Source organism: Vibrio sp. B4-6 (genome assembly GCF_963888245.1).
Lineage (GTDB): Bacteria > Pseudomonadota > Gammaproteobacteria > Enterobacterales > Vibrionaceae > Vibrio > Vibrio anguillarum.
Window position 1 is genome coordinate 29,613 of sequence record NZ_CAWPIM010000066.1, and the last position, 22,556, is coordinate 52,168.

19 protein-coding genes are annotated in these 22,556 nt (G+C 44.4%); 11 read left to right on the forward strand and 8 right to left on the reverse strand.

The features are described 5' to 3' along the window. The first annotated feature begins 15 nt into the window (after positions 1-15). Positions 16-735: a 5-oxoprolinase subunit B family protein gene (locus tag AACV20_RS14365; protein ID WP_170907524.1), complete on the forward strand. Its 720-nt coding sequence runs from the start codon at positions 16-18 to the stop codon at positions 733-735. Beyond that, the gene (locus tag AACV20_RS14370) at positions 717-1,661 is read left to right on the forward strand and encodes a 5-oxoprolinase subunit C family protein (protein WP_371319562.1); all 945 of its coding nucleotides are present in this window, start codon (positions 717-719) and stop codon (positions 1,659-1,661) included. Before AACV20_RS14365 ends, AACV20_RS14370 begins: the two co-directional genes overlap by 19 nt. A 44-nt stretch (positions 1,662-1,705) precedes the next feature. Here the strand turns inward: AACV20_RS14370 and AACV20_RS14375 are convergent, their stop codons facing one another. The 3 genes from AACV20_RS14375 to AACV20_RS14385 form a co-directional block, all read right to left on the reverse strand. Continuing rightward, complete coding sequence (locus tag AACV20_RS14375) at positions 1,706-3,187, reverse strand: FAD-dependent oxidoreductase (RefSeq protein ID WP_371319563.1); 1,482 nt, start codon at positions 3,185-3,187, stop codon at positions 1,706-1,708. Positions 3,188-3,462: 275 nt separating this feature from the next. Beyond that, positions 3,463-5,904: an ABC transporter permease gene (locus tag AACV20_RS14380; protein ID WP_088729677.1), complete on the reverse strand. Its 2,442-nt coding sequence runs from the start codon at positions 5,902-5,904 to the stop codon at positions 3,463-3,465. Continuing rightward, positions 5,904-6,578: an ABC transporter ATP-binding protein gene (locus AACV20_RS14385; RefSeq protein ID WP_064626272.1), complete on the reverse strand. Its 675-nt coding sequence runs from the start codon at positions 6,576-6,578 to the stop codon at positions 5,904-5,906. Before AACV20_RS14385 ends, AACV20_RS14380 begins: the two co-directional genes overlap by 1 nt. On the opposite strand from AACV20_RS14385, the gene tesA reads away from it, so the two are divergent. The 4 genes from tesA to AACV20_RS14405 all read left to right on the forward strand — a co-directional run bounded on the left by tesA (position 6,577) and on the right by AACV20_RS14405 (position 12,314). Further along, a complete protein-coding gene (gene tesA, locus AACV20_RS14390) occupies positions 6,577-7,179 on the forward strand; it encodes a multifunctional acyl-CoA thioesterase I/protease I/lysophospholipase L1 (protein WP_170907527.1) in 603 nt (200 codons plus the stop codon). The two genes, AACV20_RS14385 and tesA, sit on opposite strands and share 2 nt — an antisense overlap. 81 nt (positions 7,180-7,260) lie before the next feature. Continuing rightward, on the forward strand, positions 7,261-8,460 hold the full coding sequence (fabV, locus tag AACV20_RS14395) for an enoyl-ACP reductase FabV (RefSeq protein ID WP_017043170.1): 1,200 nt from the start codon (positions 7,261-7,263) through the stop codon (positions 8,458-8,460). Positions 8,461-8,660: 200 nt separating this feature from the next. After that, a complete protein-coding gene (locus AACV20_RS14400; protein WP_170907528.1) occupies positions 8,661-10,571 on the forward strand; it encodes a bifunctional diguanylate cyclase/phosphodiesterase in 1,911 nt (636 codons plus the stop codon). 87 nt (positions 10,572-10,658) lie between these two features. Then, entirely contained in the window at positions 10,659-12,314 is a 1,656-nt protein-coding gene (locus tag AACV20_RS14405) for an ABC-ATPase domain-containing protein (RefSeq protein ID WP_026028209.1), read from the forward strand. Positions 12,315-12,420: 106 nt separating this feature from the next. Here AACV20_RS14405 and AACV20_RS14410 read toward each other — a convergent pair whose 3' ends face one another. Next, positions 12,421-13,044 (reverse strand): DNA-J related domain-containing protein, encoded by a 624-nt coding sequence (locus AACV20_RS14410; RefSeq protein ID WP_170900289.1) that lies wholly within the window; start codon positions 13,042-13,044, stop codon positions 12,421-12,423. Positions 13,045-13,350: 306 nt separating this feature from the next. Between AACV20_RS14410 and AACV20_RS14415 the strand changes: the two genes are divergently transcribed. Beyond that, on the forward strand, positions 13,351-14,019 hold the full coding sequence (locus AACV20_RS14415) for a DUF2238 domain-containing protein (protein WP_170907529.1): 669 nt from the start codon (positions 13,351-13,353) through the stop codon (positions 14,017-14,019). Positions 14,020-14,133: 114 nt separating this feature from the next. Then, the gene (locus AACV20_RS14420; RefSeq protein WP_010318303.1) at positions 14,134-14,346 is read left to right on the forward strand and encodes a hypothetical protein; all 213 of its coding nucleotides are present in this window, start codon (positions 14,134-14,136) and stop codon (positions 14,344-14,346) included. On the opposite strand, the gene AACV20_RS14425 is transcribed toward AACV20_RS14420, so the two are convergent. Beyond that, entirely contained in the window at positions 14,303-14,995 is a 693-nt protein-coding gene (locus tag AACV20_RS14425; protein WP_026028382.1) for an HAD family hydrolase, read from the reverse strand. The two genes, AACV20_RS14420 and AACV20_RS14425, sit on opposite strands and share 44 nt — an antisense overlap. 231 nt (positions 14,996-15,226) lie before the next feature. Continuing rightward, positions 15,227-15,736, reverse strand: coding sequence for a hypothetical protein (locus AACV20_RS14430; RefSeq protein ID WP_013867962.1), 510 nt, complete (start codon positions 15,734-15,736; stop codon positions 15,227-15,229). Between the two features lie 188 nt (positions 15,737-15,924). Between AACV20_RS14430 and AACV20_RS14435 the strand changes: the two genes are divergently transcribed. The 3 genes from AACV20_RS14435 to AACV20_RS14445 all read left to right on the forward strand — a co-directional run bounded on the left by AACV20_RS14435 (position 15,925) and on the right by AACV20_RS14445 (position 19,827). Continuing rightward, positions 15,925-16,401, forward strand: coding sequence for a CreA family protein (locus AACV20_RS14435; protein ID WP_026028212.1), 477 nt, complete (start codon positions 15,925-15,927; stop codon positions 16,399-16,401). Between the two features lie 113 nt (positions 16,402-16,514). Beyond that, positions 16,515-17,819 carry an inosine/guanosine kinase gene (locus AACV20_RS14440; RefSeq protein WP_170895206.1) on the forward strand — a complete coding sequence of 435 codons (1,305 nt, stop codon included), beginning with the start codon at positions 16,515-16,517 and terminating at the stop codon, positions 17,817-17,819. Between the two features lie 292 nt (positions 17,820-18,111). Then, complete coding sequence (locus AACV20_RS14445) at positions 18,112-19,827, forward strand: putative bifunctional diguanylate cyclase/phosphodiesterase (protein WP_019283211.1); 1,716 nt, start codon at positions 18,112-18,114, stop codon at positions 19,825-19,827. Between the two features lie 120 nt (positions 19,828-19,947). Here the strand turns inward: AACV20_RS14445 and AACV20_RS14450 are convergent, their stop codons facing one another. After that, complete coding sequence (locus AACV20_RS14450) at positions 19,948-20,667, reverse strand: carbonic anhydrase (RefSeq protein ID WP_170907530.1); 720 nt, start codon at positions 20,665-20,667, stop codon at positions 19,948-19,950. Between the two features lie 158 nt (positions 20,668-20,825). Beyond that, entirely contained in the window at positions 20,826-22,508 is a 1,683-nt protein-coding gene (locus AACV20_RS14455) for a pyridoxal phosphate-dependent decarboxylase family protein (RefSeq protein WP_170907531.1), read from the reverse strand. Positions 22,509-22,556: the final 48 nt, after the last annotated feature.

Genomic DNA, 22,556 nt, shown 5'->3' on the forward strand with positions numbered 1-22,556 from the left:
CACAAGGAGTGTTAAGTGACATTGAACTACAGCATTGAGCCCGTTGCGGAATGCAGCCTCTTATTGCGTTTTGCTCACCCGCCATCGGCCGATCTCTCACTCGATATCGGACAAATTGCGCAACAGATCATGGTGCAGTTTTCTGCTTACCTGATGAATGTCACCCCTTCTTACACTACCATTTTGATCGATTACCTTCCTTATCGTATAACTCAAAGGGAGCTAGAGCAGCAATTGATCACAGCGATCGCGGCCTTATCTTTAGCTGTGGAAGCCACCCACAATTTGGTTGAGCTTGGCGCTTACTACGATGAAAGTGTCGGCCCAGATTTGAAGCGCTACCATGCGCTTGGTTTATCCACGCAACAAGTTATCGCGCTACACACTCAAACGGTCTACACCGTTTGTGCCGTCGGTTTTGCACCAGGCTTTGCCTTTATGGCTGAAGTAGATGAACAATTACGATTACCGCGCCATGCCACCCCACGCCTTAGTGTGGCCAAAGGCAGCGTCGCGATTGCAGAACAGCAAACGGCCGTCTATCCGAACAACTCTCCCGGAGGATGGAATATCATCGCCAATTGCCCCCATCCGCTCTTTTCTCCTCATCAAACACCAATGACGCCTTTTTCGATTGGAACTAAAGTGAAGTTTACAGCGATGACTCGCGAGGAATTTTTATCATTAGGAGGTGAAATACCTCAATTAGCCGCGCAGTGGGAGCACCATTCATGAGCCCCCTACTACAGGTGATAAAACCCGGTCAACTGAGCTTAATTCAAGATTTTGGCCGCTTTGGTCTCAGTCATATCGGTGTTACTCAATCAGGACCAGTCGATGATTACGCCTACAGTTGGGCCAACCATTTACTGGGTAACCGAGTCAATTTAGCAACGCTTGAAATCACGCTTGGTCAGGCGGAATTTCATGTTGAACATCCATGTATGCTGGCAATTGCAGGTGGTGATTTATCGGCCACGTTAGATGGAAAACTGATTGGTAACTGGCAAAGCTTTAGCGCGCAAGCCGGGCAAACACTGAAATTTGGCCTAGCCAAAAATGGCTTAAGAGCTTATTTGGCCGTGCGCGGAGGGTTCATTGTACCTCACCATTTAGGTAGTGTTGCCACCGTACCCAAAGAACAGCTTGGTGGGTTAACGCAAAACGGCGTACCACTGCAAGCGGGCGATTCACTGCACTTTAATCCCCACGCTATCGATAACAAACCCGTACACATCACTTTTCGTTATAAGCCTGATTATAATCTGCCACTTAAATTACGCGTCATTGAAGGCTACCAAGCCCTGCAATTTTCATCGCAGCAACTCGATCGCTTTTATCAAACCAGCTTCACTGTCAGTCAGCATGCCGATCGCATGGGCTATCGCCTTAATGGCGATACGGTTACCCCACCAGCGACACCTATTTTATCGGAAGGAATTGCTTTGGGCGCGATTCAAATCCCGCCAGATGGCCAACCGATCATTTTACTCAACGATCGCCAAACCATCGGCGGTTACCCTAAATTAGGGTGTGTGACTCGCATTGATCTGCCCCGTTTGGCACAAGCAAAACCGGGGCAGAAAATACGTTTTGTCAAAGGTGATATACAAGGCCTGCAAGAGGTTTGGTGCCAATGGGCGCGTTATTTCGGCTACTAACAACTATCACCTTGCTCCTTTAGAAAACCGCAAGGTGTCACCAATCAAACCATACCGACAATTTTTGCCAATGCTTCAGGATAAGCGCGTGCCTTAGCTAACGCGATGGCTTTCTCTTCCACCTGTTCAAGAGACAAACTCATGCTGATTGGGTGACGAGCTTCTATCGATTGTAGCAAGTCTTCATCGTTAACTAACTGCCAATGCTGAACAATTTTAGTTGCCGCTTCCAACGCGGATGAACCTTTGACCACTTCGATTCGCGCATAATTATGAGCTTCAAACGTAACATCAGCGGCTCGTAATGTGGCATCTTGGCCAGGAATTTGCTGCGCACCAAACAGTGGCTTACCAGCCACTTGTGCTTGAATATAGTGTGGGATGAACTGACTCATGTGGTGTATGGCTCGTTCACTGCGCTCTTGTAGTGCGTCCTGTTGCCAGCCGTTCTTAATTTTGCGTTCGAGATAATCAGGCAATACGGGCTGTGATGATCCAGCTTGCGAGGCCACTAACCCATCTTTAAATAACGTGATTCCCTCGGTCATACCATGCAACTGAAATAGACCATCAGCATACGGTGTTAGCTGAGCCATTCCTTGTGGGGTACCTCTTGGTCCGTGAAAAATCACTTCTGGCCATTGCTGGTCGCATTCTGCCCAACGGGTAACGTAAGCCGCTTTAAATTCCACCAAGCGTTGACGCGGAGCCTTAGCCAAATCATCGACTATTCCCGTTTCATAACCACATGCATTGACTAAATAATCGGCATGGATAACGTGTTCATGCTCTTGATCATCCAAATAAACGAGCTGCCATTGCTCATCAATAAAATCAGATTTGATTAATTTAGCGTGCGTTAAAACTTGGCAATGAGGCATCGCCGCTAACGCAAGCTCAGCACTGGCCGCCAGACGAAAAACACTCCAACCGTATTCTTGCACCGCAATGACTGGGTATTTCAACTGATTTAAATCTGCATGTTGAGCAAAAGGGATCACCCAATCATCGAATGATGTCGGTTGATCACTCTGTTGCTGAGTTGCTAATACCTGCAGTGCTTCACGGCTGTAGAGTTTGAAATACTCTTGGGGTTGACCAAGCTTCTGATTACATGGGTCTTCATCAACCAATTGTTGATAGCTGCGCTGAATAAGCTCTAGCCTTGGTAATAAGGCTTGCGGCTCACCGCCATCACTATGCGGAACAGCAATCACAGTAGGTCGCTTATTCAGCGTGTGGGGGTAGAGCCTGACGGTTTCAATCGACTGCTTAAGTAACTCAAGACACTGCTGCTGCGAAATTTCGCGATAGAGGTTACCGCCCGCGTGCAGATGGCAAATCGGCGGCCCATTAACGAGACCGGCGCTTTTTTCCAAAAGCAGCACATTGAGCCCCAGTTCTCCCATATGAACGGCGGCAGTGGCACCAGCCACACCCCCACCAATAATTGCGACACACGGAGAATCTGTATTGAACTTTTTATATGACATAAGATACGAGTACTCTGGAAAACCCGGATGCATTCTAAAGCTTGTAAAGCGTTATTAAAATCACATTTTTCACATGGTCTTATCTGTTTTACGACTAACAAGCAATACGCATAATCGACAAATAACTTAAAAAATTGCTTGACTCAATAAAGCCAAAACGACGTTTTTTCAACCTTGTGAATAACAAAACTGCGCAACCCAAGGTAACTACGGGGCTAAGCGCAAATAGGCCATTATCAAGCCGTCGAGTTATCCCAAACTTTATCCACTGTTTTTGTGGATAACTCCGTCTGGGATTATGGATACCGCTAGTTAAAGTCTTTATTTATAGGGGTTAACAGCCGCTTAATTAAACTACTCACGACCAGCGATAATGTGCAAAACGTCGCCAAGGGTAGCACCAACCACATGCTGTAATGCGCCATAGGTTCTAGTTCAAAACCGAACTTCATGACGCTGGCCACCACCGCGTCAGAGCCAAGGCTTGCGACAACTCCGGCAATGAGCGCCATCAAACCGTATTCAGCCCAAATAGTCTGCTCGACGCGGCGCTTGCTGGCCCCTAAAGTGCGGTATAAGCGAATTTCTTGTTGCCTCTGGCTTAAACTTAAACGCAACAGAGTAAAAATCAGCAAAATACCAGCAATCACACCCATTGCAGCCAGCACTGTCACTGACCAGATAATTTGCGTCAGCAAAGTTTGAATCTTATCGCCCATTGCCCGGATATCCATCAAACTGACCGTAGGGTAAGTGCGAGCAAGGGTGGCAAGCAAGGCGTTATCTTGATCTTGCGCTCTGAAACTCACCAGCCACGTGGCAGGGATCTCTTGCAATAGGTCAGGGGTAAAGATGAAATAGAAGTTAGGCTTCATTTCTCGCCACTCGACTTGGCGAATGGAATTTACTTTCGCTTCCACGGTTTGGCTATTGATCACAAACCCTAAACTATCACCCAGTTTTAGCCCCAAATCACGAGCAACGTCCGATTCAACCGAAACGCCACCCTGCTCTGTCCACACTCCTGCCGTCAGTTGGTTATTGCTGGGTAGCGATTCTCCCCAAGTGAAATTGAGCTCTCGCCTCAACGCATCACTCCCCTCTTCACCTTGAGCTTGTTGCTTGGCCTCTATGCCATTAATGGTCGATAAACGCCCTCGGATGATCGGATAGGCTTGCGAACGCACAATGTTGGCGCTGTCTAACGTGTTAAGGTAATCATTAACTTCATTTGGTGAAATGTTGAGTGCAAATGCGTTATGAGCATCGCTGGGTAAGGTTCGCTGCCAATCAGAGAGTAAATCGGTACGCACTAACCAGATGATCGCCAATAACATTAACGATAGTCCTAACGCGCCGAACTGGACTCCGGTCGTGATTGCCGAACGATTGATTCGGCTGAGCGCTAATTTAAGCGCGGTAGAGAGCGGAAGACGTCCTAAACTACGAGCCACCAAAACACTGACCACAGCAAGCACCGCAAAAAGCGTCACGATCCCAGCCAACACAATCCACACTAAGAGATTATTCCAATAAGCCCACAGCATCGGCACTAACGGAATCAAGATGAGCAACCCATTACGGCGATGATTCGGTTTCGCTCGCTCTGTTTGCATGACATTGAGCGCACTGGTATCTAGCAAATGCAGTAAAGGAATGCCGAGTGCAGGAAAAGCGATCAATGCACTCGCCATCAGTGCAATAAAAGCGGGTTTAGCGCCATAACTCGGTAAAGGCGTAGGCAATAAATCCACCAGCGGCACGCGTAATAAAGACTCTAGGCCAATGCCGATCAATACCCCAAGCACCGCAGCAGAAACAAACAAAATCACCACTTGTACGAACAACCATTGGCGGATCCAACGTTTGCTCGCCCCAAGGCTTTTTAACATGGCGATGGTTTTTTGCCGCGTAGAAACATAGTGCTGACAAGTCAGGACTAATGTGGTTGCCGCCATGATGATCACAATCGCTACGGTTAACGACAAATATTGCTCTGTCCGCTCAAAAACCTCATTCGTTCGGCTGGCGCTATTTCGGTCGCGCCAACGATCGCTAGGCGTTAAAGTAACGGGCTGTTTTACTGCTTCAATCTGTCCATCATCACCATTAATGAACACGCTAAATTGCACTCGGCTCCCCAATTGAAGTGCACCAGTACGAGCCACATCGTCTTGGTGGATCAACACCGCTGGCATCTGTTGAAACGGATTAAAGCTGAGTCCCGGCTCCTCAAGGATGCGTCCCGATACCGTAAAATCGGCATCGCCCAGCGTGACCTGATCACCAATTTGAACGTCTAATTGCGCAAACACTCGTTCATCTAACCACAGTTGATTCGGCGCAAGGTGCTGAAATGTCGTCACATCATCAGAAAGACGCATTTCACCGCGTAGCGGATAAGCACTATCCACCGCTTTAACAGTAACCAACTGCATACCGCGCTCACTGAATGCCATTGTCGCGTAACGCGTAAGTTGTGAAGACGGCAATTGCAAGCGCTCGATCTGATCGAGCAATGACGCTGGGGGTGGGTTTGCGGAAACAAACACACTATCGGCAGTGAGTGCGTCTTTACCTTGTTTAACAATCACTTGCTCCATACGCTCAGCTAAGGCAGTCAACGCGAAAATACAAGCAATGATCAAGGTTAGCGCCACTGAAATAGGCCACAACTGTCCGTGGCGGATTTCACCTAAGCTCCAGCGAATTAATCGTTTATTGAGTGAACGGCTCGACATCTCGCTCATTACCGCTCCTCCAACATACCAGCTTGCATGTGGAAAATACGATCACATTGAGCCGCAAGAACGGGATCATGGGTAACCAGCACTAAGGTCGTTCCGTGCTGCTTATTTAATTCAAACAATAATGAAACCACTTTTGCCGCGGTTTCTTGATCAAGGTTGCCAGTAGGCTCATCGGCAAACAGCACTTTCGGATTGATCATAAAGGCTCTTGCTAGCGCGACTCGTTGCTGCTCGCCCCCTGAAAGTTGTGCAGGAGAGTGATGCATTCGATGCGATAAACCAACGGCCGTCAACAAGGATTTAGCACGATCCACATCCTCTTTTTCGCCTTTTAACAAACAAGGTAGCGTCACGTTCTCTAACGCAGACAAGCTTGGGATCAGCAAAAAACTTTGAAACACAAAGCCAACCGATTGACTGCGGATCGCCGCGCGTCCTTCATCGTCCAGTTGAGACAATGGCTGACCCAATAGCTCTACCTCTCCGCGTGTCGGCGTATCAAGCCCAGCCAACAGCGTCATCAGGGTTGATTTCCCCGCACCAGACGTTCCGACTATCGCCACGCTTTCACCACTTTTGATCTCTAGGTTTACCTCTTTTAGGATTGTTAAATGCTCTTGATTGGTAGAGACTGTTTTAGATAATGAATGTGCCCTAATAACGGATGTTTGCATGACTCGACTTCTTTCCTTGATTTGTATTTTATTATTCTCGGCTAGCGCTAGTAGTACCACACTCTTGATATTGGGTGATAGTTTAAGCGCTGGTTACCAAATGCCGATTGAAAACGCTTGGCCTAGCTTGCTACCTAATGCGTTACAAGCTGAAGGTAAATCAGACATTGATGTCATTAATGCCAGTATTTCTGGCGATACAACGGGCAATGGCCTAGCCCGCTTACCGTCACTACTCACCCTGCATACCCCTGATGCGGTGTTTATTGAGCTTGGTGCGAACGACGGATTGCGTGGCTTCCCACCTCAATTGATCAGCAGCAATTTAACCGCCATCATTGGCCAAATAAAAAAAGCAGGCTCAACCCCTCTTTTGATGCAGATCCGCATTCCACCAAATTATGGCAAACGCTACAGCGATGCCTTTTATAGCCTCTATTCTGAGCTTAGCCTCCAACATACTGTGCCGTTACTGCCCTTTTTCTTAGAGCAAGTGATCATTAAACCAGAGTGGATGATGGCTGATGGCTTACATCCGACGGTCGACGCTCAGCCGTGGATCGCCAATTTTGTTGCGCAACATTTAGCAGAGCATCTCTGATTTTAATGCCTCAGCTCAATGAACTTTACCTAGTTTTACGATATTTTTTAGACCATTCCCCTAACCGCAAAGGTACAAACTATGCACATTGAACCTGTGATCAAAGGTGTGGTCGCTCGCTCTGCTCATCCACTAGGATGCGAACAAGCTGTGTTACAACAGATTAATTACGTAAAATCTTGCAGACCGATCACTCACGGGCCAAAACGAGTTCTCATTTTAGGCGCATCTTCAGGCTTTGGGCTCGCCGCCCGCATTGCCCTGACCTTTGGTGGTTCAGAAGCCGATACGATTGGCGTTTCCTTTGAAAAAACGCCATCAGAAAAAGGGGTTGGTAGTGCTGGTTGGTACAACAATCTCTTTTTTAAACAACAGGCCGAGCAAGCGGGTCGAGTCGCCGTCAATATCGATGGGGATGTTTTTTCACCATCAGTACGCGAGCAAGTGATTGAAGCGATAGAGACCTATTTTGAAGGGGAAGTCGATTTAGTCATTTACAGTATCGCCAGCGGCATGAGACCAAAACCCAATTCAGATCAGTATTGGCGCTCCGCCATTAAACCGATTGGTGAGGCCGTTTCTGGTGCGACAATATTACTAGAAAACGATACGTGGGTAGAAACCACCATTGCCCCTGCAAATGACGAAGAGATCGAAAGTACACTGAAAGTAATGGGTGGCGAGGATTGGGAAAACTGGATAGATACGCTGATCAACACTGAATCGATTGCACAAGGGTGTAAAACCATTGCTTTTTCATACATCGGCCCTCAGATTACTCACCCCATTTATCTTGACGGTACACTGGGGCGCGCCAAAATTGATTTGCACCAAACCAGCCACTCTCTCAACCTAAAATTGTCTAACTATGGCGGCGGGGCTTATGCGACTGTTTGTAAAGCTTTAGTCACGAAGGCGAGCGTGTTCATTCCCAATTTAAGCCCTTACATTGTCGCATTGTATAAGGTGATGAAAGAAAAAGAGACGCACGAAGGATGTATCGAGCAGATGCAGCGTCTGTTTAGCGAAAAACTCTCTAGCAAAGGCAAAGTACCCGTTGATGGCGAACGACTGATCCGTATGGATGATTGGGAGCTCAACCCAGATACTCAGCAAAAAGTGGCCGATTTACTGGAGAAAATGGATCAGTACAACTTTAAGCAACTAGGTGACTACAAGGGCTTTAAGCGAGAATTCATGCAGCTCAATGGCTTCGACTTTGATTGTGTTGATTATGCTCAAGAAATTAATATCGACCATTATATCAAGCAAGCCGATTAACTCCTTCCGTATCATTTACGAGACACAGCTAACTATCTCAATGCCCCAATATTTTATTGGGGCTTTTTTTTGTTACATTGGCGGCGCGTTCTTATTCTTAATACCATACTATGGTCATAGGAGCGGATCTTGTCATCGTCAGTCTAGAGCAATGAATGCTCGGCTTTTTTAAGCTTTGTCGTCCAAAGGAATTTGATAATATGTCGAAAATAAAGACACATGAGATGCTCATCCCCTCTTCAATGATGGATGGATGGCAGCGCATTGTGAATTTACTCGCTGAAATTTTAAACGTCCCGAGCGCATTGATCATGCGTGCTAGCCAGCAAAAACTCGAAATATTCTGTAAAAATACCAACGTCGACAACCCCTATCAAACCGGACATAAAGAACCCTTAGGACAAGGTCTGTACTGTGAAACTGTGATGCAAACACAGCAGGAACTATTGGTCCCGAATGCTTTAGCCGATAAAAAATGGATGCATAATCCAGATGTACCACTGGGCATGATTGCCTATTGTGGCATCCCATTAAAGTGGCCGAATGGTGATATGTTTGGCACCATTTGCGTACTCGATAGCAAGGAGAACCATTTTGGCCCCACCTATCGGCAGTTACTGGAGAGTTTTCGCGATACCATTGAATCCCAGCTCACCACCTTATACCAACAAGTAAGACTTCAGCAGCTCAATGATGAGCTTCAGCTTCGCGTCGATAACCGAACACAAGATCTTGCTGATCTCAACTACTCGCTCACGCAAGAAATCGATAAACGCCGCGCCGCAGAACAACAGATCCAATATCAAAAGTGGCATGACGTCAGCACGGGTTTTTTAAATCGCAACGCACTTGAACTGGAGCTCAAAAATAGCCTTTTACAAGCAACAAAACAGCACACCGAAGTTGCCGCCATTCATATTGGTTTCACTAATGCTCGTCATATTCAATCTCACTTTGGCTACCGAGCATGGGATCAAGTCATCGCTCGATATCGTGAGCGACTAGGCCGCTGCGATAAAATTGAAATATTGACCGCTCGACCCACGTCGACAGATTTAGTCTTGATCGTCAAAACAAAACTATTAGCGCGTCACCTGGAAAAGTTGTGCCATAAATTGGTCGAAATCGGTCATTCTGAATTTAAGCTCGATGACCATAATGTTCATCTTCATTCCTATATTGGTATTGCAACGAGTTTAGACACTGACAATGCTATAGAACTGCTCAAACAAGCTTCTGCTGCCATGGTCTCTTGCAAAGATTCCGGTCATAAGTTTTGCTATCACTCGCAAGTGTTCAGTGACTCACTCCGGCAAATCAACCAATTAGAAAGCTACTTATTACGAGCAGTGCGCAACGATGAGCTCATGCTCTATTTTCAACCTAAGGTCTCTCCAACCACTCATCGCTGGACGGGGGCAGAAGCGCTACTACGTTGGCGGCATCCCGTATTGGGCGATATATCCAATGAAACCTTAATTCACATGGCCGAACAAAATGGACTGATTTTTGAAGTGGGTAACTTTGTCCTGCGATCGGCCATCGAAAAAACGAGCCAATGGGCAAAACAGGTCGATAATTTCAAAATGGCCATTAACGTTTCAGCCGTCCAATTAAAGAATGCCCAATTCGCAGACCAAGTTCGTGAGCTACTGAACACCTACCAACTTCCAGCTCGGTACTTAGAGTTGGAAGTAACAGAAAGCTGTTTGATTGCAGATGAAGTGGTGGCTCGCAACACACTGCGAATTCTACACCAACTAGGTGTGACGTTGTCACTTGATGATTTCGGCACGGGCTACGCCTCTTTCAGCTATTTGAAAAAATTTCCCTTCGATTGCATAAAAATAGATAAAAGCTTTGTACATCAATTGGATCAAAGTGAGGAAGATAAAGAAATTGTTCGCTCAATCATTCACGTTGCCAAAAAATTAAAGCTGAAAGTGATCCTCGAAGGGATTGAAAATCAAAGCCAAGAAGACTTTATCATCAGTGAAGGGTGTGAGTTTGGCCAAGGCTATTTCTATGGTAAACCGATGCCTTGTGACGAGTTTGAGGCTGGGCTACTGAACCAAAATTATGCACACCCTATCGAGACAAAGGTTTTGTAGGATAAAGGAATCCCTTATCATGTCTTTACTCTCAGTGTGGCGGTTCCTATAATCGCCGCCTTTCCTTTCCAAACGAGCGATATCGAGATGGATTTATTAACATCAATTCTCAAAAAGCTAGAAAAACAGAACTACCGCGCCTATCAGCAGATCAAAGGTCAATACGAATTTGGTGATTTCACCTTGCATATCGATCATATCCAAGCGGACCCTTACGCTTCTGCATCTCGCTTTCGCGCTACTCGAGCATGGTCTCTGACCGGTCTGGAATGGTTAAAAGAGAAATCACCGGCTTATCAAATGGCTGCAAGAGATTTTATCGCTCGTAGTTTTGCGGAGTTTGCTAAGCAAGAGAACCATATTGCCATCGCATTGACGGGCCAAACGGTGCTTGATAGTACCGCTGTTCTCTTTACGGAGCATGGTATTGAGCTTCGTTTTCGCATCAATTTACCCGCTGAAGGTCGTGACATTCTGGCCAAGAAAGCGCTCAACATCATCACCTTCTACCTGCCAAAATTCATTCGCCGGGCCACCATTGAACGTGAACTGGATAAAGATGCCCTACTTGAGCATTGCGCTGTGATCGAAGATCAAGAAGCAATGCGTGCACAACTGGCACAGCACAATCTAGTTGCTTTTGTGGCTAATGGCAGCGTATTACCTCGCTTGGCAGGTAACTGTGATCTGCCGATGAAAGACGCCGTTACTTTCCAAGCCCCCACATCGCTAGAAGTCGAGCTTGAGACACCAAACCAAGGCAAAATTAAAGGACTCGGCATCCCCAAAGGTATAACCCTTATCGTCGGCGGTGGTTTTCACGGTAAATCGACTTTGTTAACGGCGATTGAGCGTTCAATTTACAACCATATTCCCGGTGATGGCCGTGAGCGAATTGTTACGGATCATCAAGCCATGAAAATTCGCGCTGAAGATGGCCGTTGCGTACATAATTTAAATTTGTCCAACTACATCAATCACCTACCTATGGGTAAAGAAACCTCCGATTTCAGCACTCAAGATGCGTCCGGTTCAACATCGCAAGCAGCGTGGTTACAAGAATCCATTGAATCTGGCGCTAGTACATTACTGATTGATGAAGATACTTCCGCCACCAACTTCATGATCCGTGATGAGCGTATGCAAGCGCTGGTTAGTAAAGGTGATGAGCCCATTACACCATTGGTTGATCGTATCGGGCAACTTCGCGATGATTTGGATATCTCGACACTGATCGTCATGGGGGGATCCGGTGATTACTTAGATGTCGCCGATACTGTCATCCAGATGCATGACTACCACGCCGTTGATGTGACTAACAAAGCTAAAGAAGTCATCAAACAGCACCCAACTGCTCGTCACAACGAATGTGAAACGCCACTGGCTATTTTCCCAGAACGCGCGGTGAATCGCACTGCGCTGCAAAAATTACTGGTTGATGGTAAATTCCGAGTCTCTGCCAAAGGCGTTGATTCGCTTCGCTTTGGCAAAGAATTTACGGATTTAAATGCGTTAGAACAATTGGAGTCACCTTCTGAAGTCAATGCGATTGGCTGGACTTGGTTCCAGTTTGCGCAGACTCCGGGGTGGTCAGCGCAACCAAGCAAAGAGATGATGGCTTTATTAGCAGGAACATGGCACCAAAATATGCCAAACCACGGTGATTTGGCGAAACCGCGTGTCATCGATGTGATGGCGGCGTTGAACCGTATGCGCAAGTCGCAATTTAAAAACCACCAGTAAAGATTAACTCCCCTACAACAAAAGCCAAAAGAAGCGAGAGATCGCTTCTTTTTTACTTCAGTACCTTATTCGACAAATATCTTGTCTAGAGTTTAAGGTTTGGGCTTTAACTATTTTGCCGCAAAATATTCCATGCTTCACACAACACTCGAAACGTTTCAGCATTGCCATTGTCTCTATCTGGATGCCACTTTAGTGCCAACTTGCGCCATGTTTTCCGGATTTCAATTTGCGTCGCTTCCACTGGTAATTTAAACAGCCTCAATGCTTGAAGACGATTCATATTAAGGTTACTCGTTCCACCCATTGCTTTACGGTAACGAGTCCAAAATTCGTTCAACAAGCGGCGCACTTCTCCTTCATCAGCCTCATAATTTTTCCACTGAGTGTAATAATCACGCAATGGATCATCTGGGTCGATTTCGCAACTAACGGCACGATGCGCAGGCATTAGTACAATGTCCATTGCTGATACTTGTAACCACTTTTCAGGGTAAAGCGTCTCTTGAAGCTGATAGAGCGCGTTCATGATCAAAAAATTACGCTTAAAGAGGTCTTTTTCAGGTGCGCTATCAAGTACAGGCATGAATCCCTGTTCACTTAAATGTGCCGCTAACGTATGGACTTTCCAACCGGAAGGCTGTTTACGCAACACCTCCAACATTGGCCAAAGCAGCGGATTTTCCATGTAAGATTGAAACTGAGCGGTAAGTTCTAAGCTTTCAGACATACTTTCGGGCCTACTTTGGGACATAGTCTCGACGTTCACATTAAGGTTCTCTCTTCATTCAAATCCAATATCGCTTTTTTGTCGAGTTTCTTACCGCATATTATCTTGGCTTTTTGAACTAGAGTCCGTTTATCACACGCACTATCTATCAATATATAAAAAGAGAAAGATCGAGTTGTTGCATGATCTTCTCCACCTTGCAGATCTCTTTGCCAAGACAATGCGAAAATCAATCACAAAACGAAGGTAGATACGCACATCTCAAACACAAATTTCTACGTCTATAAGATACAGAATTCAACAAAATTGAACATCGTGCAAAATAGTGGCACTATCCATCGGTATTTTTTCATAGGAAAAACCATGTCTCTCAACTTCTCACGCACGCTTTTATTTTTGACGGCGATCTACGGTATACTCTTTCTATTTTCAGCGATCGCGCCGGTTTCTCGTGCTGTCTGGTTAGCAGAAATCATCCCTGCGCTAGGGATCTTAGCACTCGTCTATTGGGCTTCAACAAAACTACGCTTTAGCTCAACGGCTTATATTCTGATGTTTGTGTGGCTTAGTTTGCACACCATTGGGGCTAAATATACATTTGCAGATGTTCCGTTTGCTTGGTTCAACGAACTGATCGGATCATCTCGTAATAATTTTGATCGCGTCGCTCATTTCTCAATTGGCTTTTATGCCTACCCTATCGCTGAATATTTAATTAGAAAGCAGCTCTGTAAACCGTTAATTGCCTCATTGTTCGGGCTTTTCTCTATCATGAGTATCGCAGCAGGTTACGAAATTATTGAATGGTGGTATGCCTCAATCGCGGGTGGTGATGAGGGAATCGCTTTTCTGGGTTCACAAGGCGACATTTGGGACGCACAAAAAGACATGTTATGCGATACCCTTGGGGCAATGACGGCACTTTGCCTATTATGGTTTAGGCCAAAATCAAACATTCCTTACAGTGAAGTATGAAATGCCTCTAATTTTTGGAACTAAGGTAAATATTACCGAGAGCAAGTTTTGATTAGTGTTTATTCTGTGAGTACGGAGAACATGACTCTCCCTTTTTGCTGCTGAGAATTGATTATGAAAAATATAAATAAAACACTTGAAAAAATAGACTGCTGTCCACTTTGTCAACATGATGAATACTTTATTTCCACAAACAATGAAAAGTTTATCTGCGCACAATGTGGTTTTAAAACCGACCACTTACAAAGCGTCCAGCAAATGATTGGTGTACACACAGCGCTAATCAGTCATAAACACATTCATTGCTTGGCCAACAATGTGCATTGAGCCATGGTTTAAGCTCGAGTAATGTGTCGATAACAACGACATTAGGCGCTTGAGAAAAACCCTGTGGGTTAAGAGGTGCTAGCTGAACGGTTGGTACCTCTGCATTGATACCCGCTTCAACCCCTTTTGCTGAATCATCCACATAAATGCATTCTTGCAAAAGAAATCCCATATTCATCGCACAATAACGAATCAAATCAGGTTCAGGCTTCCAGCTATTCGCATCAAAGGCTGAAAAAATGCGTCCTTCAAACAAAGGGAGCAAACCGCTCCGTTGTAAAATTGATGATATTTTTTCTTTAGGTGCATTAGAGGTAACACAGTATTCAATACCCTGCTGGCGTAAATACTCAAGTAGTTCTATCGCACCATCCATGGGTGAAAGATATTGCTGGAAGAGCTCATTAACTTTATCCCGATAAAGGTTCTCTAAAAGATCAAGATCGGCGTTAATGTTCGTATGTTCAAGCGCCTGAAACAGTATGTCCGCAATCTTCCCACCTTCAAAATGGTTAATCACTTGTGCAAAAGTAAGGTGGGCTCCTAGTTGGTTCAATACATTGACTAGCGCTTCGCAGCACAAACGCTCACTATCAACTAAAGTACCTTCACAGTCGAAAATAATACATTTTATTTTTTTCTCAGTCATAAACACTTCCTTCATCCAATGCTTAATTTTAACCGCTGGGTGAATGTATAAAATGATTGAGTTAACAGAATGAAACGAAGATAAGAGTTGATATGCATAACTTATAGCCACATCACTCTTTTACGCTCAGTACGATGTTGCAGCTGACGTTATCACCACCTGTCGTGTCGAAGTGCAAATTCAGAATAAATATGATTCTAGACTCTGAATGAAGCACTTTAACAGGACAATCTACTGTTCTATAAAAACATTACCATTGCACTCATGATTAGCACGCCATTTTGCGAGCAACAACCGCGTGAATACATCTTCACCTCCAAATGCATTTTTATCCAGAGTCACGATGTCAGAGATGAGTATCTCATGTGAAGTGGAGGTGACGATACCAGCAGCCACAGGCTCCCCATTTTGAAAACCTAAGTAAAGCTCGCAAGGTGCTGAATAAATGATTTGGGTAAAGAATTCGATAACTTTTGATTGATCGTTTTTATCGCTCCATAAGCTTGCTTGCAGCAGAGCAAACCATATTGTCATCCGATGAAAATCAACCAAATAAACCTCTTCGAGCAACGATAGGTTAGGCTCCTCAGTGAGCTCAATAAAAGGGCGAGAACTGCGTTGAACAACCGCTTTTTGGTAGAGATCTCGACCTTGTAAGCTCTCTTCTGTTGGAAATTCGACATTCACTTGGTCAAATAGCCATTGGTTTTTAATGGCGGCAACGTCAGGTTGGTTAATCATTGTTATTTACTTCTTCTTCTAATTGTTGCAAGCAGGATACTGACCAGATCGATATGCGACAAGCCATTACTCACATTATCCTCATCTAAACTGCAGATATGCTGGCCAAAACATCAACATAACAGCCTATATCATTCTCCTTTGATGCTGCTATCATGTGCAGAAAGATGGATAAATGGATTATAGACATGAACAAGAAACTCATCACCACCGCATTCATACTTAGCTTTGGTTTAGTTGGCTGCGATAGCAATGAAGTTGGCGATGTATCGCTCGGATTTTTCACGCTTAAAGACGTAAAAATCGAAAATCTAAGTGATGATATTGTGACTGGTGTTACGTGCCATATTGCTTCAATTGAGGCTAATTTAAGTCTTTCTGATCCAAGTGATAGCTCAATCTCGTGTCGTCAGACTGGTGACATTACGCCAGAGATGATTGCAAAAATTGATAAGAGCAAATCAGGCGAAATCGTGTTTAAGAAGTCAAAAAGCATTTTCTTCAAGTCAATGAAAGTCAGACGTATCTACGATGCAGAAAATCAAACCCTGATCTACTTGTCTTATACTACCAAAGAAACAGATGGTAGCTTCAAGCACAGCCTATCGACCGTACCGCTTTGGGGGACTAAGGCTTATAGTACGGACATAACGCTCACTAAATAGCCGCTAACGCCTCGGCGATCTGGATTTAGCTCACTTTTTTATGTAATAAAAATGAAAGGAACCTTTCATATCCGTGATATGATGCGGGAAATTTTCAATTCTCATTTTTCAACATGAAGTTTCCTGGACAGCGTAAATCTAAGCACTATTTTCCGACTCATGCTCGTGACCCTCTCGTCAATCAAATTCAACAAACGGCTATGCTCCACCGCCCAACAGTGGTCGGTGTTGGGCAAACCATTGTTGATATTGAAGCTCGTGTAGACAATGAGTTCTTAGAGAAACATCAATTGAGTAAAGGTCACTCACTGGTGCTCGAAGAGAGCAAAGCCGATGCGCTCTATGAAGAGCTAGTCGAACGAGGTTTAATTACTCACCAATACCCGGGAGATACGATTGGCAACACACTGCACAACTACTCTGTGTTGGCCGATAGCAAATCCGTTTTGCTCGGCGTGATGTCCAAAAATATTGAAGTCGGCTCATATAGCTATCGTTATTTGTGTAGAACCTCATCGCGCATGAACCTAAACCATCTTCAAACTGTCGATGGTCCTATCGGGCGTTGCTACACCCTAATTTCTGATGATGGAGAGCGTACCTTCGCCATTAATGAAGGGCATATGAATAAACTTCGCCCTGATAGTGTTCCTGAAGAGGTTTTTGAAAAAGCTTCCGCTTTAGTTGTTTCTTCTTACTTAATGCGTGGAAAGCCCGAAGATCCAATGCCACTTGCGGTCAAACGCGCTATTGAGATCGCTAAATCCAAGCACATTCCAGTGGTGTTAACCCTAGGCACTAAGTATGTAATTGAAGGTAATGCGAAGTGGTGGCAAGGCTACATCAAAGAAAACATCACAGTCGTCGCCATGAATGAAGAAGAAGGTGAAGCGTTAACTGGTGAGAAAGATCCACTGCTTGCGGCTAACAAAGCACTCGAATGGGTAGATTTAATCCTCTGCACCGCGGGGCCCGTGGGTCTTTATATGGCTAGCTACACCGATGAAAGTGCAAAGCGCGAAACTGAACTACCTCTCCTACCGGGTAATATTGCTGAATTTAACAAGTACGAATTTAGCCGTGCGATGCGAAAACAAGACTGCCTCAACCCAATAAAAGTGTATTCACACATTGGCCCTTACTTGGGTGGCCCATTGGAAATCAAAAACACTAACGGAGCGGGAGACGGAGCGCTATCGGCTTTATTGCACGATATGGCCGCGAATAGTTATCATCAACGCAATGTTCCAAACTCTGCCAAACATGATGTGCCGTACCTCACTTACTCTTCGTTATCTCAGATCTGCAAATATGCAAACCGTGTCAGCTACGAAGTACTCACACAGCACTCTCCTCGTTTATCGCGAGCATTACCAGAACGTGAAGATAGCCTAGAAGAAGCGTATTGGGATCGTTAAATCGTATGACTTCTACATGAATAAAAGCGACAATTTGTCGCTTTTATTATTTCCACAACGAATAAACCGCACGATGCGATCCTACGTTATTTAAGTCTCACCATTTCGTTTCAGAAATAACAACTTCCGTGAAATAAACTGATAACTTGTGCCTAATTGATGAATCAATAGTTTTATAATTGAGACATCTTAGTACAAGCGTTATAGTACTCTTTAAAGATGAGTCATAAAGGTTTTGGATCAAGACTCACAATTATCATCCATTGCTGCTTTCGCTTGAATTAGGATTAACATGACAATGTCATTTCCGCAGGAAGAGTATTCAATTTCAGACCTAGACAGTGCCGTTGCAAAGCAGCGTCTGGTTCATATTCTCGATTTTTTTAGTCAAGGTCTGTTTTATATGAGCAGCGATGGAAACATGGTGCTCTATAATCCAACGTTTTATGTACAATTTGGTGTAAACAGCGAAACCATTTCCTATGCTGATTGGCTGAGTTTGGTTCATCCTATGGATCGTGCACTGCTCAACAGCCGCGTCGACAAGCATATCAGCACCACTGAATCAAGGGAATCGATTCAATACCGAGTCAAAAAAGCAAATGGTCAATATATCTGGTTGGAGGGGAATGCGGTCACAAAAAGTGTGAACGGTGAACATTTTATGGTGGGTAGCCATAAAGATATCTCCGATCAAAAATTGATGGAAGATTACATTCATCAAGCTGCATTTTTTGACAGCTCATCAGGCCTCTATAATCGAAGTAAATTACTACTCGATATTGATGAGAAAGCACTCAAAATTGGAGAGCCTTATTCACTTATCTACATCCAACTTGAAGATATTAAGTCTTATCTCAATCAATACGGCTCAGATATTGTTAAAGATTTACTGAATCACGTCGTCAGTGCACTGCGTGAACTGCCCGATGAATTTGCTGATTTTTACCGTATTCGCTCTGACGATTTTGCCATATTACTTAGAGGAGAACGCTCATACGATGAGCTCAAGCATATCTGCTCTCAAATAATGAAGCACTATTCGAAATCAGCCACGGAGCATGGGCACCTCTATGGTAATGATATTAGCATTGGTGTCTATCCTGAGATAAACCGTGCTATATCTGCCGATGAGTTGTTAAATATTGCATCACGAACTTGCCAATTTGCTAGTGCCAAAAATCATTCTCGTATCGAAATTTACAGTGGCCGAATTCAAAAAAACGTTGATCGTTATTTCTTCATCGAAAGAGGCTTAAAGGAAGCATTAGATCAACGTTCATTGTCCGTGAAATTCCAACCCATTATTCATGCACAATCAGGACAGGTATCAAGCTTTGAAGCCTTAGTCCGCTGGCGATCAAAAGAGTTTGGTGAGATTTTCCCGGACGAATTTATTCCCGTTGCGGAAAAAAAGGGGCTGATTGTTGATTTAGGCTATTTTGTCTTCAAAAAAGCCTGTGAGTTTATTGGCCGTTACAATAAACAAAATGGGGTTAATATTCGGGTTAATATTAATGTTTCAGTCCTTCAACTTCTGAAAAGTGACTTCCCACAACAGATACTAACAATGGCTAAGGCTTCCGGTGTATTGCCCTCTTCTATTGTGTTAGAACTGACGGAAACTGTCATACTCGATGGCGATAAAAATGCGATTAACCAGCTTCACTCCTTAAATGAAATGGGGTTTCAACTGTCGCTGGATGATTTTGGAGCTGGTTTTAGCTCACTCAATAGCTTCTTTGATTTGCCCCTCAATCAAATTAAAATAGACAAAAGTATTGTATGGAAAACACTGACTAACCCAGCATCAGAACAATATTTAGCCTTTCTCATCCAGTTTTGTCACACCAATGGCGTCGACATTGTTATTGAGGGGGTTGAAAATGGCGACATGTACCAAAAATTTAAAGAGATGGGGGCAACTTATTTACAAGGCTATTGGTTTTCAAAACCACTATCTTTAGCCAGTGCAAGCCGCTATACATTAAATGCTGTCAATGAATAAGCACAAAAATTAGCTTAGCTAAATTAAGCACTTACACCTAAATTTTGAAGAAGCAGAGCGGAAAGGCAATAGTAAACCCTGTGAGCCCGACTGCGACTTCAAATCGCTTAAAGAACGTTGTTATTCTTTTTCTAGCACTAAGCGAGCATTGTGAGCTTGTATGGGCCGATTGTTATTTCCCATCACACTATGTAGTGCTGCACTTTGTTGCTGTGACAAACTGTTCGGCTGCTTGACCACAAACCATCTCACGCCTTCACTGCAAGGTGGCGTTGTGAGTGACCCATTAAAACGGTAATACTCATCTAGCTTAGGTAACAGTGACTGTACTGCTAACTCTTTTGCTAACGGCACACTCGCCCCAACTTTAGGCAACTCCGCAGTAAGCTGAGCTAATGGTTCATTCTGTGCGCCCGTTTCAAACATCACCGCCAAAACTGCCAGATTGCCAGCTGCATCAGCATGCACAAAATGCGCTTCTAAAGGATATTGTTGTCCTTTAATCAAGTTTTCAGAAGGGGTATGGAAGTGAAATTGTTTGAGTTCGAATTCTGTACCATCCACTACCAGTGTATTTTTTCCTGAAACTGAGGCTTGCAGCGTGTGTCCATTGTTGGTCAATGCACCCACAACGCCTGAATAGTGGATATCCAAAGATTTTAAATCAGCTTCAACGAGGCCATTGATATCAATTGGGCTTTGATTTTTACCCATTTCACAAATTTTAGAAACATGTCCCCAATGTTCAGGGCCACGTTCACCTTCATATCCCCATTCATTCGCTTGCGCCACATAGGTAAAGCAAACGCTAATTGCTAGGGTCAACAGTTGTTTTTTCATTATCGTTCCTTGAGACAGCTTGTTATCTAAAATGTAACATTCAGGTTAATATCACGCGCACATGGTAATACATTCTTCATACCGCATCCGTGGTGAAAAATAACATTACATTGACGTGACTAGTCATTCATTTCAGTTCGCGCTCACCCTTTCCATGGCTAGCGCCGAACAATGTTTTGGCAAAACTGTTCGATATGTTTTCGGGTGGTATTGGGGTTCATTAAAACCGCTTTTTCTCCCGGAATATGTAAGCAATGTCCAGTGTCATCATAATGAGTGCGCGCAATCGAATCGACCCAATTGGTGTTGAGATGCTGGCCTTTATGAGATAAGAACTGATGACGATGGTAGAGCGTATTCTCTACTATCGAATCAACCATAGAGCCCTGACGTGCGACGTTCATTTCTTGCTCAAACATCGATTCAGCACACGTCACTTTCTGTGGATCATAGAGACGAAAAGTAACACTTGGCCCTTGGTTTTCTACTGCTGCCACCTTGCAGTGTGGTAGAGCGGCTAATTGGCAGCGTAAATAATTAGCATTTTGCAATGTATGACCAATCACGGTTTGGTAGCCTTCGATACCTAAATGTTGCAGTGCTGAATAGGCAGAAAAAACACCCACGGCACTGCGTGAACATTCAATGGTCGATTGCAAATGGCTCTCTTCTCTTTGAGCATGTTCAAAGTAGGAGTAATAACCGGGGTCTGTTTTTAATACCGCGAGATCGTGTTTGTTTTTGAGCATCACCAAGCTGGAAGTATAAGGGACATAACCCCATTTTTGAAAATCGACCGTAAATGAATCCGCTAATTGTAAACTTTTAATCCTCGGCAATAAGGATTCAATACCCGTCAATGTTGCACGATTAAGCGATAAAGGGTTGCGTTCAAAATCATACTCTTGAAAAAACAACATACTCCACCCAACAGCAGCATCAACATGAATATGTGGTTTTATCGAAATCGCATATTCTTGGCATCTTCTTTCTCTTATCGCATAAACCTGTTCAATATCATCAGTTGCGAAGGTATCGGTACTGCCAAATGTCAGCATTATGCTAGGAACAGCAATGCCATTTTTAAAACAGAAAATCAATTGTTGGTCTAATTCAGCCAAATCCATTTCATTGTTATCTTTAACTTTGATCCGAATCGCTTTACCTTGAACATCAACCCCCAACAACGACAAATTTGTCATGTTTGAATAGTGACCCGCTTCTGAATTGAATATCCTGTAATCTTCTCCCGCCAAACCATTCAGAGCTGACTTTGGCAACACTTTTCGAATACCTAATAGATAGCCGTACAAATTACAAAATGTACCTCCTTGTGTGAATACTCCAGTCGCTTGATCACTATCATAACCAGCTAAATGCGCGATTTGCCGCACGACTAATTTTTCCAGTTCAATGGCATCTCCCGCATATTCGCTATAAACCAAGTTAGGGTTGGCAATAGTCGCAAGTAGCGCACCGTGAATGGCCGGATCACAAGGTGTCGAGATCACATTTTCCACTGAGCGAGGGTCATCCCAGTTTTTTGAACGTTTGGCGGCATAAAGCGCTAAGTCGTTAAAAGGGTGAATGGCGTGGCTCGAGTGTCGAGGAATGGTGTTTGAATGCCGTAATTGTTGCTGCAATGCAGTATTTACCACGGTTGGCGCATCAATTTTTCGCTCTTCAAGCCAACGGGCGATCTCGTGAATACGATACAAAGGCCAACGATTGGGATCGCGAGCAAAAAAATGCGCTTTCACTGTCTGGAAAATTTGCTCAAACGCAGGGTTCAGTTGGTTGGCGTGCTCATCTAGCCACACGCTATAATACGCTGTTTTCATGATGCTCTCTCCGTGCTTAATCCCAAATAAAACGCCGCGTTAGCGGCG

What these genes read in the sequence shown, in the direction of transcription:
- AACV20_RS14375 (WP_371319563.1), bottom strand. Translation starts at nt 3,187, where the DNA reads ATGCATCCGGGTTTTCCAGAGTACTCGTATCTTATGTCATATAAAAAG.
- AACV20_RS14380 (WP_088729677.1), bottom strand. Translation starts at nt 5,904, where the DNA reads ATGAGCGAGATGTCGAGCCGTTCACTCAATAAACGATTAATTCGCTGG.
- tesA (WP_170907527.1), top strand. Translation starts at nt 6,577, where the DNA reads ATGACTCGACTTCTTTCCTTGATTTGTATTTTATTATTCTCGGCTAGC.
- AACV20_RS14385 (WP_064626272.1), bottom strand. Translation starts at nt 6,578, where the DNA reads ATGCAAACATCCGTTATTAGGGCACATTCATTATCTAAAACAGTCTCT.
- fabV (WP_017043170.1), top strand. Translation starts at nt 7,261, where the DNA reads ATGCACATTGAACCTGTGATCAAAGGTGTGGTCGCTCGCTCTGCTCAT.
- AACV20_RS14400 (WP_170907528.1), top strand. Translation starts at nt 8,661, where the DNA reads ATGTCGAAAATAAAGACACATGAGATGCTCATCCCCTCTTCAATGATG.
- AACV20_RS14405 (WP_026028209.1), top strand. Translation starts at nt 10,659, where the DNA reads ATGGATTTATTAACATCAATTCTCAAAAAGCTAGAAAAACAGAACTAC.
- AACV20_RS14410 (WP_170900289.1), bottom strand. Translation starts at nt 13,044, where the DNA reads ATGTCTGAAAGCTTAGAACTTACCGCTCAGTTTCAATCTTACATGGAA.
- AACV20_RS14420 (WP_010318303.1), top strand. Translation starts at nt 14,134, where the DNA reads ATGAAAAATATAAATAAAACACTTGAAAAAATAGACTGCTGTCCACTT.
- AACV20_RS14425 (WP_026028382.1), bottom strand. Translation starts at nt 14,995, where the DNA reads ATGACTGAGAAAAAAATAAAATGTATTATTTTCGACTGTGAAGGTACT.
- AACV20_RS14430 (WP_013867962.1), bottom strand. Translation starts at nt 15,736, where the DNA reads ATGATTAACCAACCTGACGTTGCCGCCATTAAAAACCAATGGCTATTT.
- AACV20_RS14435 (WP_026028212.1), top strand. Translation starts at nt 15,925, where the DNA reads ATGAACAAGAAACTCATCACCACCGCATTCATACTTAGCTTTGGTTTA.
- AACV20_RS14440 (WP_170895206.1), top strand. Translation starts at nt 16,515, where the DNA reads ATGAAGTTTCCTGGACAGCGTAAATCTAAGCACTATTTTCCGACTCAT.
- AACV20_RS14445 (WP_019283211.1), top strand. Translation starts at nt 18,112, where the DNA reads ATGACAATGTCATTTCCGCAGGAAGAGTATTCAATTTCAGACCTAGAC.
- AACV20_RS14450 (WP_170907530.1), bottom strand. Translation starts at nt 20,667, where the DNA reads ATGAAAAAACAACTGTTGACCCTAGCAATTAGCGTTTGCTTTACCTAT.
- AACV20_RS14455 (WP_170907531.1), bottom strand. Translation starts at nt 22,508, where the DNA reads ATGAAAACAGCGTATTATAGCGTGTGGCTAGATGAGCACGCCAACCAA.